Source organism: Streptomyces sp. cg35, from assembly GCF_050410835.1.
Classification (GTDB): domain Bacteria; phylum Actinomycetota; class Actinomycetes; order Streptomycetales; family Streptomycetaceae; genus Streptomyces.
Window position 1 is genome coordinate 9,004,548 of sequence record NZ_CP191268.1, and the last position, 13,618, is coordinate 9,018,165.

Sequence of the window (13,618 nt, forward strand, 5' to 3'; positions counted from 1 at the left end):
CAGTGGCTGCTCAGTGGCTGAGCAGCCAGCCGATTCTGTCGAAGGCGAGGACCTGGTAGCCGACCATGATCGCAAGGAGCCAGCGTGCCGCGCGGCGCAGGTCGGCGAGGTAGAGCGCAGCCACCGCACCGAAGAAGACGGCGAGCTCGAGGAGTAGGCGCAATGGTCCGGGGGTGTGGATATCGCTCTCGCCCTTGGACGGGTCATCCGGCACGGTGAAGGAACCCCACGCCCAGCCCACAGCGACGGGCAGCGCGACGGCCATCAGCCAGCGCCATGGAGAGGGGACTTTGCGCCAGCTCCAGACGGCCAGGCAGAGCAGCGAGACCAGCTCAAGTAGGAAGCGGATCGCAAGCATGGCGTCGTTGTTGGCGAACGCCAGCGTGACGTTCACCCGGCCGCCTCTGTCCGTGACTCAATCAGCATGTCGTCGCCCCCTGTTGTCGCCGGCCCGTGCGTGCTGCCCAGTCGTGGGTCAGGTCACCTCGGGTGGATTGGCGCATCGTTCCCCATCCGGGAAGCCTCCACAAGGGCCAGCGATCTGAACTCGGGGGGGGGGGGGGGGGGGGGGGGGGGGGGGGAGGGCGGACCATTGACTTGCCAGACCACCAACGTTGCCCTCCCTGTAGAAGAGCCGCACCCACCTCAGTTCGTGCAGGTCAGGTGCAGGGTGAGGACGGTTTGGACGAGGACGAATGCCTTGATGGCATCGGTCTTCATCGTCTCGGCGAGGGTTGGGGCGTGAGCGGCCAGGACTTCGACGGCCTCGGCGATGTAGCGGTAGGCGGTGGTGGTGGGCGCGGACACACGCTCGCGCAGGTCCTGGGCGGTCCGTGACACGTTGGGGAATCTGTTCACCATCACCCAGAACCCAACGAACTCGCGCAGATGCGAGGTCTCGAAATGTAGATCCGGGATGCGGTTCTCGGCATCCCCGGCGTACGACAAGTGGCCACCGCCGCGCACTCGAGAAACGCCTGTCCGGGCTGTACCGCTGGAGATCCTCCGCGGGCGGCCGCGACCGACTGCCTCGCCACGTCTCGGTCGTCGACGCCGCACTGTCTCTCGGGCCCGGTGCCACATGGTGGGAGAACGGCGTCAAGGCAGCACAACTGACACAGCCCGTGGCGCTGCCCCTGAGTGCCGTACTGGTCTGGACCCAACAACTGCGGGGCGAGGGCCTCACCAGCACCCTGCACGACCGCCTCGGCCTTCCCGACGTGGCTCTCCAGTTCCTTCTCTGGCAGGTCGGCTACGCCGCCGCGGGACAGGTCCTGGGAGCGCTCTGGCATCAACTCCCCGGTCGCCGCGGCCCCATGAAGGCATTCGTCCTCACACTCGCCTACGCCGTCCCTGCCGGACTCTTCTCGCTGGGCAACTGGGCCCTGGGAGAGGAACAGGCGGGACTGGCGCTGGCCCTCACCGCCATGCTCCTGATCCTCACCGTGACCAGCATTCTCATGGACCTTGAGACCTTCCGCGACGAACGCCACTACTGGCGCAGCCGATTCGCGCTACTGCTCTCCGTCTACCAGATGCGCTTCGTGTCCATTCAACTCGCCTGGCTCCTGGCGCAGGCGGCGGCCATCGCGACGATCTGGCAGTTCTTCGCCGAGACCGGAGGATCACCCCCGTCGATCGTTCCCTGCTAGACCCTGTCCGCCCGATCATGTTCCTCTGCGCCCTGATCGCACCCGCGGTCGCGCCCGTGTCATTCAGCCGCAGAGCCGGTGATGGCGCGCAGCCGTCACCGACTTACCTTGTCTTTTGACCTGTGTCCGCTGGGTCTGCGGGTGCCTCTCCCGTAGGACACGTTTTCTGATCACGCGGAAGGGGAGAGCTGTTCGCGCACCCATGCGGGATCGGGGTTGGTGTGTGGCTGGCCCGCCACGACGACGGTCGGCACGGTCTCGTTGCCGTCGTTGGCTGCTCTCACCGCTGCGGCTCCTGCCGGCTCGCGCCAGATGTTGACCCAGTGCAAGTGGCGGGCACTACGGCCCAGCCGGATGCGCAGTCGTATGCAGTACTTGCAGCCCGGCCGCCAGAAGACGACGGGTCGGCCGTCTAGTGCGCTGCGGCGTTGTGCCTCCTGCGCGCCGATCGACTTCGGGAAGATCAGTGGTGAGTTGATGCCGGCGAGCGCCAGGAATGCCAGCAGGAGTGCTGCGGCTGTGGCGGGGCTTCCGGTGAAGATCTGCCCAGTCGCGACGGCTGAGCCGCTGAGCACAAGCAGTGTCGGCAGAATCCAAGCGCGCATCATGGTGATGCAGGCTATCGATGAGTCGCAACACTCCTCGAACTAGGCTCCTCGCCTGGGTGTTCGCCGGACGCTGAGGCGGCCTTTGTCTGATCATGTGCTCCGTCCTGCCACGTCTATGGCCGTAGTGGACGGTCCTCGGACCAGTTCGAGCCCGGCCGGCCGTACTCGTTCGTCGCCGCTCTGGAAACGGGCCGGACGTCCTGGTGTCAACTGCTGGACGCCGTGGGCCTTGGCCGGTCGAGAAGGTCACCGCCGCACAGGTCCGCCGGGTGGGCGTCGATCTGATCGAGATGGGCCGCTGGCACCCGTGACCGGGACACCTGGTCGTGTTCGACTCTGGCTACGACGCCCCACGCATGGCCCACCTCATGGCCAGGGTGTCGGGTGAGGGCTTCGGACGGATGCGCACGCACCGGGTGATGCGCAAGCGCCGCCTGGTTCCCTGGTGCTCCCGGCGCAGTCCGGGCGGCCGTCGAAGCACGGCGAGGAGTTCCGCTTCGACAAGGAGGAAACCTGGGGTGATCCGGAGGCGGCCGCGGTGCAGGCCCCTGACCGGCACGGAACCGCCCACGCGATTGCCTGGGACCGCATCCACCCTTACCTGACCGCCCGCTTCGCGTGGGTCGACCACACCGGCGAACTCCCCATCATCGAAGGCACGTTGATCTGCCCCAGGTCGACCGATTCCCGGCGGCGGAGACCCGCTGCCGCCTGGCCGTGGTCGTCGGCCACCGGCCTGAGCGGCGACGACGTCGACGTGCGCTGGTAGGTGTTCCTGCGGTGATTCGACCTGGAACACACCTTCCGGCTGATGAAGCAGACCCAGGGCTGGATCCGGCCCAAAATCCACGCCCCCGAGGCCGGAGACCACCGGACGTGGCCCGTGATCGCCGCCCGCACCCAGGTCTGGCTCACCCGCGGAGCCCGTGGTGGATCTCCGCCACCCTGGGATGGGCCGGCCGAGACCACACGGCTCACAGGCGGCCCACCCGTGTCCGCCGGGGGTTTCGGAACCTCCGCCCGCACCTCCACTGTCCGGCCCGTGCCGAACCCTCAACGCCCGGACCATGAAGGCCACTTTGTTACAGCAATCACCGCCCCATGACCCGCTATGACGTCGGAAAAACGACCAGGCGACCCGAGAGCATTATCGGGCGCGACAGCCGCAGAGGCTAAAAGACAAGGTGGGAGTCTGTCTGCTAACTGCGCTTGCGCTAGTGCTGCTCCCACTGGTCGGCGGCTTTGGCGACACTGTGAAGACGCATACGTCACCGGTCAGTTCGACGCCGTCGCCTTCCGTATCGATGCCGGCTCATGAGTGGTGGCCCTGTACCGTTCATGGTGGGTCTCCCATCACTGTGATGGGAGACCCACCATGCCCCCCGTCCGGAGCGAACCCGGCTGGTCATGCTCGGGTTTGCCGTCATTGGTCTGCGCCCCGCGTGGTCGAGGCTTGCGACATGTTCCGTGGAATCAGCTTCGGCGAATGCCGACACCGGGCGCCGGCGTCTATTCCTGAATGTACATCCAGGACGAGCAGTTGACGGGCGTGGTGTCGGAGGCGCCATCCACGGTGCAGGCCCGCGCCCTGTAGGAAATTCCCGTGTAGAGATTTCCGTCAGTCTTCTTGGCGACGGTGCTCGCACCCTTGCCGTTGTACCAGGTGCCGTCCGTCCACAGGGCCCACCCGCCGGCAACCCCTACCTCTATGTAGGCCCGTACGCCGTGGCCGTCGGAATAGTAGTCCCACAGCTCCCAGTCATCGCCGTCGTCGAGGAACAGCAGTCCGCCGACCTGCTTGTTGTTTACGACGATATTGGTGTTCTGGTTGGAGGCAAAAGCCGGACTGCTGCTGACGCCCACCACGAGGGCAGGAACGGCCCCTCGGTCTCGGGCCGACGGCAGCAAGCAGTGCTGCAGGTTCCGGCATCGCACACACATGCCGCTCGTCGGTGTGAGAGGCGTCTGCCTGACGGTTGGCATGGCGGCGTCGGTCTGACGAAGTCCGGCAGCGGACTCCACTCTCGTTCTCGGCAGATGACGAACCCGTCAGGCCTCGCCCTGATCCCACTTACTGCAGCTCAGCTTTGTCGAGCCTTCGTAGACGCAAGCACGGATCTGGACCGTGGTGCCTTCCGTGTAGTTGTGCACCACGGTTTTTTCATCGCCGAACCCACCGGTGGCTTCCACCTTCCAGTCGTAGCGTTCGCCGGTTTCGGCTGCCCCAGCATCCACCTGCAGTACCGCGCGATGGCCGTCCGGACAGATGTCCTCGACCCAGAACTTGTCGCCTTCGTTCCAAAAGCGGCCGGCGGCCGCCGAGTGATCAGGGTTGTCGCAGTCCGAGTGATATGCCGTGACGTATCCGGCGTCCTGTCCTGCCATCGCCGTCCCTGCGCCTATCGACAGTGCCGCAACGCAAGAAGTCACGACAGTGGCCGTTCTGCGGAATCTCATGGACGGTTTCCCTCTCTTGGAGCGATCTTTACTAATCTCGGCTCGCGATGATGTAGGAGATCCGCACGACTGGCAACGTGACGCCCTTACACATTCAGGTCAGTAGCCCCCGGCTTTGGGATATCTCAGGTAGCCAGGAATAGAGTGTCCTGCGACAGCCGTCACCGCCCGACGTAACCCGCAGAACTCAAGATTTTTAGTCGTACCACTTAACCCATAGCGCCTGGGAGTCAAAGGTTTCGATCCGGAACTCGGCGCGATTGTTATCCCCGTCGACATAATTTCCGATGTCCCGGACGGTCCAGCAGCCGCTTCCCTTGACTGCCAGTACGTAGTCGTCGTCGGTGGTGTCGTTCTCCCAGAGTTCGTATTCCTCGGTCTTGGTGGTGCCGGAGATGATGCAGAATTTTACGTCTCCGCCGGAGGAGAGAGCGGAGGGCGACGTCGCCCAGCGGTTATCGAATTTACCGAAGTCTGTAGTGCCTATGTAATCCCAACCTGCGCTGGCCTGGGCGGGTGTGGCGACGAGAAGTAGGCTAGTTGCAGCGGTGACTGCCAGCGTCAATTTCGTTGCCAAATTGTGCGGCTTCATTTCGCTTCCCTGCATTCACTGCTGCGGGTGAGGGATTGTGATGTTCTTCGTGCGGCGGGTCGTGAGCCGTCGGGTTGTACAACGTCATGAGCGAGCGCTCTCTGCTGAAGTCTTGGGGCTGCTGTGAGGCTTGTTGCCGCAGGAGAAGCATGCCGCGTTGCCCTTGCAAGATTCCTGCAGGAGGCTTGCAATGCGATCGCCTTGGGCTGGGTGGCGAGTTCCGCTACGTGCAGTCGCTGCCGCCATGGCTTCTTCTGCTGCCCTGCAGGGGGACGCAGTGGGCGCCGCCGGGTCATGCCGGGTTCGCCAAGGCTCGGGTGCCCGTGCAGGGTTGACCGTGCGGAGCAGCGGGACGATGTGCCGTCCCGCACGGTCAACACGACCCGTGGGACGCTGGCGTGGCAGCACCAAGACTGTTGCGGCAGCGATCCGGTAGAGCGGTGTCAGTCCTGTTCGTCGCTGTGGCGGGCGGTGGTCAGGATGGTGTGGGCGCGGTGTTCGGTGGGGCGTAGGTGGAGTTCCTTGGCCGCTTCCAGGGCGGCTTGTGCTTGTTCCGCGGCGGCCTGGGTGTGTCCCTGCGCGTAGCGCACCTGGGCGAGGCCGATGCGGGCGTTTGCTTCTTGGTGGCGGAAACCGGAGCGGGTGGTGATCTCCAGTGCCTCCTCCAGGTACGCCGACGCTTGGGACAACTCGCCGCTGAGGCGGAGCAGTTCGCCCAGGGTGGTCAGGTAGTCGCTCAAGGCGCTTGGGTCGGCGCTCTCGCGGGCGTAGGCCAGCGCCTGTTCGGCGAGGGGGCGGGCGAGGTCGAGGCGGCCGGTGTCGCGGTGAATGCGTGCCAGGACGTCGCGGGCGTCGGCTTCGTTGCGGCGCTCACGGTGTTCTTGGGACAGCCGCAGGGCCTGGGTGCCGTCGGCCAGCGCCGCCTCGTAATCCCCCCGGCCGTGGTGGGCGATGGCCCGGTTGACCAGGGGGCTGACGGTCTCCAGCAGTTGCCCGTGCCGCAGAGAGAGCTCGATCGCCTCGCTCGTGTGCGTGATCGCTTGTTCCCATTCGCCGAGGTGGGCATGGATCAGTCCCATGACGTCGAGCGCGATGCCCAGCATCACTGGGCGGTCGAGGTCGTGGAGTAGCGTCAGGGCGCGCTGCTGCCATTCTCCTGCCTGGCGCATCTGGCCGCGGCGCCCGAAGTAGACGGACAGGTTCCCCAAGGCGGCCGCCTCGCCAGGAACGTTGCCGGAGCTCTGGTAGCCCTCCAAGGCGCCAAAAAGGTGTTCCAGGTTGTGTCCTTGGTCCTCGCTGTGATGGCCCAGCACACCAAGGCTTTGCAGCATGGCCGCCTGTGCCAGCTTTTCGCCGGCGGCCTCGGCGGCCTGCAAGCCGGCGGTGGCCATCGTCTTCCATTCGACCCGGTGGTGCCGGTAGTAGAGGTACATGCGCAGCTGGTCGGTGAGCTGCCAGGCGATGTGGTGCGGGCCCGTCGCGGCTGCGCGGGTGACCTGGGCGACCAGGTTTGCGAGTTCCTGGTCCAGCCACTCCAGAGCCTCCTGTCGGTCGGTGAACCGGTCGGAGGTGGCGCGCTGGCGGGGCAGCTGCGCGGCGCCGGTGTATTCGAAGGCCGTGGCGGCGTCGACGGCGGCGAGATACCAGTCGCACAGCCGGTGCCACGCTTGCTCTGCGTCCGGTTGGGCTGCGGCGTGCTCGGCCGCGTACAGGCGCAGCAGGTCGTGGAACTGGTACCGGTCGGCCGCGGTGCGCTGCAGAAGGTTCGCGGCGGCGAGCACGTCCAGCAGGTCCTCGGCCACGGCCGGCTGTGCCCCGAGCAGTGCCGCGGCTGCCTCGGCGCAGAAGTCGGGCCCGGGGTGCAGGCCTAGCAGGGCGAACAGCCTAGCCGTGGCAGGCTCGAGCTCTGCGTGGGAGTGGTCGAAGGCGGTACGGATCGCACTGTGGCGGTCGCCGGCGATGGACAGCTTGGCCAGGCGTCCGTCGTGGGCCAGTTCGGTGGTGTAGGCCTTCAGTGACCGTCCGGGACGGGCTGCGAGATTGGCGGCGGCGATCCGCAAAGCCAGCGGCAGCCGGGCGCACTGGTCGGCCAGCTGCCCGGCCGCCTCCGGCTCGGCGGCCACCCGCCGCTCGCCGAGCATGCCGGACAGCAGGGTGTGTGCCTCGCCTGGATCGAGCACCTGCAGCCGCAACGTGTGTGCGGCATGGCTGACGCCGAGGCCGCGTAGCTCGGGCCGGCTGGTGATCAGCACGCCCGCCCCCGCAGTGCTGGGCAGTAGGGGTCGGACCTGCTCGGCGTCCCCGGCGTCGTCGAGGACCAGCAGCACCCGGCGATCGGCCAGCCGGGCGCGGAAAAGAGCCGCTTGGTCGTCCAACGTCTGAGGGATTGCGGCCGCATCCAGTCCTGAGGCGCGCAGCAGTACCGCCAGTACCTCGGACGGATCGCGGGGCCGGTCACGGGCGCCCAGCAGCCGCACGTACCACTGTCCGTCCGGGAAGAGCGGCCGCAGCCGGTGACCGAGATGCACCGCCAGTGCGGTCTTGCCGACGCCGGGCGAGCCGGTGATGACGACGGGCGCGACGAGCGCGCCTTGTGCCGCTGCTGTCAGCAGTTCCTCCAGGCGCCGGATCGCTTGGGGGCGGCCCACGAAACCCGGTACGGGGGCCGGGAGTTGAAACTGCACGATCCACTCCGGCCTCGGGCCGCCCTGCGCGGCCCCCCTGGCCGGACCGCATTGGGTCGCGGGCTGGTTCAGCTGGGGGTCGTCCCGCAGGATGGCCTGGTGCAACTGCCGGAGTGCGGAGGCGGGGTCAACGCCGAACTCCTGGGCCAGACTGCGCCGGAACGACTCATAGTGGTCGAGCGCTTCGGCCTGTCGACCGGAGCGGAACAGTACGGTCATGAGTTGAGCGGCCAGCCGCTCATCCCATGGATGCTCGGCGGAAAGGTCGCGCAGCTCCTTTGCCAGGCCGTTCGCCTCGCTCGCAGCCAGACGGTGGTCGATCCGGTCCAGCATCGCGTCCAACCGCTCCTGCACCAGGCGGGCGCGCACTGCTTCGGCCCAGTTGCCGGCCAGGCCAGCCAGTGGCTCCCCGTGCCACAGTCCCAACGCCTCGTTCCAGATTCGCTCCGCCTCGGCGCCGCTGCCGGCGGCGCGGGCCTTTAGGGTCAGGCCCCGGAAGCAATGCAGATCGATGTCGTCGGCAGGGGCCGTGAGCACGTAGCCGTCGGCCCGGCGAAGTATCCCCGCCGCGTTGTCGTCCTGCTGGCGCAGAGAACGGCGCAACCGTGCGATGTAGCTGTGCAGAGTGCTCCGTGCGGTGGGAGGCGGAGAGTGTCCCCATACGCACTGGATCAGATGATCGGTGGAGAGTGTTTTCCCGGGGGCCAAGAGGAGCGCGGCCAGGACACACCGTTGCTTGGGCGAGCCGAGGGATATCAGGTGGCCGCCGTGCGATGCCGCGACGGGGCCCAGGAGTTGGAACTTCACCTGCTCTCACCGGCCCGTCGGCGAGCAGCCGGCACTGCGCGTTGCCGACATCGCTGGGCCGAGGCCATAGCGGTGCGGGAGGCAAGCCTTGTCAGTGCTGTTGGTGCAGTGAACGCGACGTCGTGTCGGCGGTCGCGGCCGGTGATCTGGTGAAGCATCGCGCCAACCTAACGCGGTGCTGACCTTGCAACCAAGGGCATATCGCCTCGTCCCAGGAGACGCGTGCCCGGTGCCCATGCCGCTGGGCACGGCAGCCGATAGCTAGCCCCATGAGGCCGGTGTCCTAGTCCTGCCCGGCAGCGCGGGCCTGTGGGAATACGCCCAGGCATCCTTGCGCGCGCTGGCGGCCCGGTTCGAGGTGAATGTCTCGACGATTCGTAGCTATCTGGTGCGCTGGAGCATCGCACGGCGACCCAAAGGCACCTGTGTGTCACGGAGCGATCAGGGCGGGGGCGGGGCGCAGGCGGCCAGCCGGGGGCATGGCGTCCTGGAGTGGATGAAGCGACCCTGTGCCGAGTGCGGGAGACGGCCACCCGCACCCGGTTCCGCCATCGTCCACAGGGAACTCCCCTCACCGCAGGGGTCCTTGAGGCGATCGGTTGAACCGGCCCCGTTGCTACGCGCGTTTTGCCCCGTTACCAGGCTGCACGCCGGAAAGTGGACGGCCGCGCGGCTGTCCAGACGGCTCCTGCCGGGGGCCTAGATGGTCCCGCTGGCAAGGCCGGCTCCTCAACAGTGATACCAGCAGCTACCAGTAGTCCGTTCACCCCGGCCGGTAGCAGCACCAGAGCACGCAGTTGCTCCCAACTCTCCGCTGGAACCTCAGCTCCGGCTGGAACAGGCGGGGGGGCAAGCCCCAGCGGGCCCACTTTGCCTTCTAGGCCTGTAAGCCTCCTGGTTGCGGTCATAGACGTGCCAGTGCCGATGGCGAAGGATTCACTCGCGGCGCTGGCCGGGAGGCGCCAGGCTCGGCGAGCTTCCATGAGAGCTTTGAGGCCCCGTGGTCGGGAGTAGGTCTAACTCCCCACGCGTGAGCAATGCTCAAGACCTGTGGATCGAGCTCGGGTTGAACGCGAAGGCCGTACCTTTCCGAGTGATCGATTGATGGTCATCGAGTAGGCCGGTGCTGCGAACACCGGTCGGGAAGGCATGCCCGTGCTGAGCGTAGTCACCGCCGACGGCACCACCGCCAACGGCTCTTCGCTCATCGACGAGATCGTCCGGGAGGGTGCGAGGCGGATGCTAGCCGCCACGTTGAGGCCGAAGTCGATCCCTATAGAGCCGAGTTGGTCGACGAGAAGGACGAGCGTGGGCGGCGACTCGTGGTCCGCAACGGCCATCACCGGCCCCGCTCGGTGACCACCGCGGCCGGGGCGGTCGAGGTCAAGGCCCCGCGCGTCAGCGACAAGCGCGTCGACGCGGCTACTGGTGAGCGCAAGCGGTTCTCCTCGGCGATCCTGCCGCCCTGGGCTCGCAAGTCCCCGAAGATCAGCGAGGTGCTGCCGCTGCTCTACCTCCACGGCCTGTCCTCAGGCGATTTCCTGCCCGCTCTGGAACAGTTCCTCGGCTCCTCAGCCGGCCTGTCCCCGGCCACAGTGACCCGGTTGACCACTCAGTGGCAGGCCGATCACAAGGTGTTCGGCGAGCGCGATCTGTCTGCCACGGACTACGTCTACGTGTGGGCCGACGGCATCCACCTGCGCATCCGTTTGGAGGAGGCGAAGGCCGCGGTCCTGGTGGTGATGGGAGTGCGGGCGGACGGCACGAAGGAGCTGATCGCGATGGCGGACGGGTATCGGGAATCCTCGGAGTCCTGGGCGAGTCTGCTGCGGGACTGCCGACGGCGCGGCATGCGCGCTCCTGTCCTGGCCGTCGGTGACGGCGCCCTCGGGTTCTGGAACGCGCTGAACGAGGTCTTCCCCGAAACCCGTCATCAGCGGTGCTGGGTTCACAAAACGGCCAACTGTTCGGACAGCCTGCCGAAGTCGGCTCAGCCTGCGGCGAAGAAGGTGATCCAGGACATCTACAACGCCGAGGACAAGGAACACGCGGCGGCCGCGGTCAAGGCGTTCGCCAGGCAGTACGGCGCGAAGTTCCCCAAGGCCGTCAAGAAGATCGTCGTTGACGAGGCCGAGCTGCTGGCGTTCTACGACTTCCCCGCCGAGCACTGGATCCACTTGCGCACCACAAACCCAATCGAGTCGACCTTGGCGACCGTGCGGCTGCGGACGAAGGTCACCAAGGGCGCCGGGTCCCGGGCAGCCGCCCTGGCGATGCTGTTCGAGCTCGTCGAGTCCGCCCAGGCCCGCTGGCGAGCCGTGAACGCACCCCACCTCGTCGCCCTCGTCCGAGCCGGCGCCCGCTTTGAACGCGGTCACCTTGTCGAACGCCCTGAGAACGTCACGGCATAGGGTCTCGTCCACCATGACCGACTACGACACCTACGGCACCAGCAGTCACACCGCCGACGAACTTGTCCGCCTCGTCGGCGGCCGCCTCGGGCTGGCCTTCAACGAGCACGACAGCTACTTCCGAGGCGTCTACCACCGCGCGGAGAGCCCTGACGGCCACATCGAGATCCAGCCCAACCTGATTCCCGGCGACGACGGCGAAGACGACCTCTACGCCGCCGATTACCCGACGGTCCAGGTGCTGTTGCTGACAACCACCCCAGCCCTCAACCCCGCCCTGCGGGCCCAGCTGGACTCCATCGAAGGGCTCGTCCACCTGAATCACGAGTCATGGTGAACGGCCGCTGATCCACAGCTTTCGACACTTGCTCCCCACGCGTGAGGGCAGCGTCCATGGGCTCTTAAGACCGTGTTCTACATGGTCTACGGAGTGGGCGAGTCCGGGAGGATCGCCTCGGTGCGATCAAGGCTTGACCGGGGGTCTTACGGACAGTGAGGCTGTGGTTGCTCATGGAGCAGGTCGGATCTGAGGGGGAGCAGATGACGCATGCGGAGATAGGTCTTATGACTGTGGCTGTCATGGTCCTGACGGCTGTTGTCTCCTTCTTCTTCGCGGTTCCTCACTTCTGGAACGAACGGCTGCGTCGGCGAGGCGTGAAAGGAAGAGGTGTCTGCTAGCCACTCCGTGCGAAGTGGCAAGGTTGCCTGTCTGATCCGGTTCCGTGTCCCAGGTGGGGACTCAATCACGTTCACCACACCGTTCAGTTCTCAGGCCGGCGTAGACGTCAGGCAGCGGGTCGACGTGATCTATGACCCGCAGAGGCCGAAGCGAGCGGCGATCGCTTACACGCTGGCCAAGGACGGCACACCGGTTCGCCGTTTCCTGATCGGCATGGCCGTGGTCTTCGTCGTTGCTCTTGGCATCAGGATCTATGTGGCCCTGTGAGGCGCGGGCCTCGCCCTTACCTGTACGACCGTGCCAAAACGAGCAGGAAGCAACGGTAAACAACAGGCTCTGAGAGAGCGCGCATCTTGCAACCGTGCCCTACACGGTCTGCTTGAGGAACCGCTTGTAGCAGCAGAGGGCTGCTGCAAGACCGAGGAAGGCCACATAGTTGCCGGGTTTCCGCTCGTAGCGGCGGTTGAGCCTGCGGTAGCCGGTCAGCCATGACATGGTGCGCTCGATGACCCACCTGTGTCGGGCGAGGCGTTCGCTGGAGTCGATACCTCTACGGGCAATGCGGACACCGATATGTTTGCCCCAGAGCCATCGCCGCAGGTGGGGGACGTCGTATGCCCTATCAGCGTGAAGGCGGCGGGGCTTTGACTGCGTCGCGTGGGCTTCGTTTCCCAGGTGGAAATGGGACAGCATCGGTTTCAGGGCCTGACTGTCGTGGACGTTCGCGGCGGAGAGCCCGATGCGTAGGGGCAGTCCCCGTCCCTGTCGGACAGGACGTGCACCTTGGAACCTTGCTTGGCGCGATCCACGGGGCTCGGACCTGTGTACTCGCCCCTCTTTTTGCGCGGACGTCTGCGAAATCCAGGACCGCCCGGGACAGGTCGATCATGCCCTGATCGTCCAGGAGTTGGAGAACCTTCTGATACAGCTGGCCCCACACTCCGGCTCTCGACCAGATGGCGAACCTGCGGCGCACGGTCGACTTCGACGCCCCGAAGCATGGCGGTAAGGCACGCCAGGCACACCCGCTGACCAGTACGTAGATGACCGCCGCGAAGACTGCCTCGTCATCGATGTTCGCGACCCCACCGACCTGAGGACGCACCCGCGGCGGCAATTGCGGCCTTGCTATCTCCCACAACCCGTCCGGAACAATCCAGCCCCACTCCCCATGACACCTGTAAAACCGCCAACCGGTCATGCAGGACACGGTCTTAAGCCCTGCACGCTGCCTCGGAGGATGATCGCGAAGAACATCAAACGCTTCGGCCTGCTCATCGAACTGTGGGGCATCGGCGTGATCGCTGCCGCACTGACCCCTACAGTGTGGGGCCGGGAAACCCCGCTCGTGCGCGTGCTGTGGGTGCTGATCGTCGTCGGGACGCTCGTCGTTGCTGCCCTCCTGACCTACGTTGAGGTACGACTGCGGGCGTCGGTCGCGGCGGTTGGGGCGCACGAGTATCTGTCGACAGGCTGCCGGCACGGCGAGCACACCTACTGGCAGTCGATGACGGGGTACCAGGGTGAGAAGCGGCCGGGGGCCTGCAAGTTCTGCGCGACCCAGTGCATCTGTGCCTGTCACCAGGTACCAGCCCGGTGAGCTGCCTGCACCGTGGGACGCGCTTGCCCGGAGTGCGAGATGTCGTGGCGTCACTTACCGTCAGCGGTGGGATGAGCGACAGGATCGCAACCATCCTTGAGGAACCCCGTGTACCGCTTCGTACGCCG

At 66.3% G+C, this 13,618-nt stretch carries 10 protein-coding genes and 4 pseudogenes; 6 read left to right on the top strand and 8 right to left on the bottom strand.

The window, feature by feature from the left end:
- Positions 1 to 10 precede the first annotated feature (10 nt).
- Positions 11 to 394 carry a YrdB family protein gene (locus ACQUQD_RS41325; protein WP_428957384.1) on the bottom strand — a complete coding sequence of 128 codons (384 nt, stop codon included), beginning with the start codon at positions 392 to 394 and terminating at the stop codon, positions 11 to 13.
- A gap of 278 nt (positions 395 to 672) precedes the next feature.
- Positions 673 to 795, bottom strand: a pseudogene (locus tag ACQUQD_RS41330) (IS5/IS1182 family transposase); the annotation flags it as partial.
- Positions 796 to 833: 38 nt separating this feature from the next.
- On the opposite strand from ACQUQD_RS41330, the gene ACQUQD_RS41335 reads away from it, so the two are divergent.
- On the top strand, positions 834 to 1,652 hold the full coding sequence (locus ACQUQD_RS41335; protein WP_428957385.1) for a DUF6185 family protein: 819 nt from the start codon (positions 834 to 836) through the stop codon (positions 1,650 to 1,652).
- A 170-nt stretch (positions 1,653 to 1,822) separates the two neighbouring features.
- On the opposite strand, the gene ACQUQD_RS41340 is transcribed toward ACQUQD_RS41335, so the two are convergent.
- Entirely contained in the window at positions 1,823 to 2,260 is a 438-nt protein-coding gene (locus ACQUQD_RS41340) for a glutaredoxin domain-containing protein (protein WP_428957386.1), read from the bottom strand.
- 105 nt (positions 2,261 to 2,365) lie between these two features.
- Here ACQUQD_RS41340 and ACQUQD_RS41345 point away from each other — a divergent pair.
- Positions 2,366 to 3,436: pseudogene (locus ACQUQD_RS41345) on the top strand (transposase); the annotation flags it as partial.
- 333 nt (positions 3,437 to 3,769) lie between these two features.
- On the opposite strand, the gene ACQUQD_RS41350 reads toward ACQUQD_RS41345, so the two are convergent.
- The 4 genes from ACQUQD_RS41350 to ACQUQD_RS41365 form a co-directional block, all read right to left on the bottom strand.
- Positions 3,770 to 4,126, bottom strand: coding sequence for a hypothetical protein (locus ACQUQD_RS41350; RefSeq protein ID WP_428957387.1), 357 nt, complete (start codon positions 4,124 to 4,126; stop codon positions 3,770 to 3,772).
- A 183-nt stretch (positions 4,127 to 4,309) separates the two neighbouring features.
- A complete protein-coding gene (locus ACQUQD_RS41355; protein ID WP_428957388.1) occupies positions 4,310 to 4,645 on the bottom strand; it encodes a hypothetical protein in 336 nt (111 codons plus the stop codon).
- A 268-nt stretch (positions 4,646 to 4,913) separates the two neighbouring features.
- A complete protein-coding gene (locus tag ACQUQD_RS41360; protein ID WP_428957389.1) occupies positions 4,914 to 5,309 on the bottom strand; it encodes a hypothetical protein in 396 nt (131 codons plus the stop codon).
- A 443-nt stretch (positions 5,310 to 5,752) separates the two neighbouring features.
- Positions 5,753 to 8,800 (bottom strand): AfsR/SARP family transcriptional regulator, encoded by a 3,048-nt coding sequence (locus ACQUQD_RS41365; protein WP_428957390.1) that lies wholly within the window; start codon positions 8,798 to 8,800, stop codon positions 5,753 to 5,755.
- Between the two features lie 1,155 nt (positions 8,801 to 9,955).
- Here ACQUQD_RS41365 and ACQUQD_RS41370 point away from each other — a divergent pair.
- From ACQUQD_RS41370 to ACQUQD_RS41380, 3 genes and pseudogenes are all read left to right on the top strand, one after another.
- Positions 9,956 to 11,211 (top strand): annotated as a pseudogene (locus ACQUQD_RS41370) (IS256 family transposase).
- A 13-nt stretch (positions 11,212 to 11,224) separates the two neighbouring features.
- The gene (locus ACQUQD_RS41375) at positions 11,225 to 11,548 is read left to right on the top strand and encodes a hypothetical protein (protein ID WP_428957391.1); all 324 of its coding nucleotides are present in this window, start codon (positions 11,225 to 11,227) and stop codon (positions 11,546 to 11,548) included.
- A 465-nt stretch (positions 11,549 to 12,013) separates the two neighbouring features.
- Positions 12,014 to 12,157 carry a hypothetical protein gene (locus tag ACQUQD_RS41380; RefSeq protein WP_428957392.1) on the top strand — a complete coding sequence of 48 codons (144 nt, stop codon included), beginning with the start codon at positions 12,014 to 12,016 and terminating at the stop codon, positions 12,155 to 12,157.
- A 99-nt stretch (positions 12,158 to 12,256) separates the two neighbouring features.
- Here ACQUQD_RS41380 and ACQUQD_RS41385 read toward each other — a convergent pair.
- Positions 12,257 to 13,091, bottom strand: a pseudogene (locus tag ACQUQD_RS41385) (IS5 family transposase).
- A gap of 39 nt (positions 13,092 to 13,130) precedes the next feature.
- Here ACQUQD_RS41385 and ACQUQD_RS41390 point away from each other — a divergent pair.
- On the top strand, positions 13,131 to 13,490 hold the full coding sequence (locus ACQUQD_RS41390; protein ID WP_428957393.1) for a hypothetical protein: 360 nt from the start codon (positions 13,131 to 13,133) through the stop codon (positions 13,488 to 13,490).
- Positions 13,491 to 13,618: the final 128 nt, after the last annotated feature.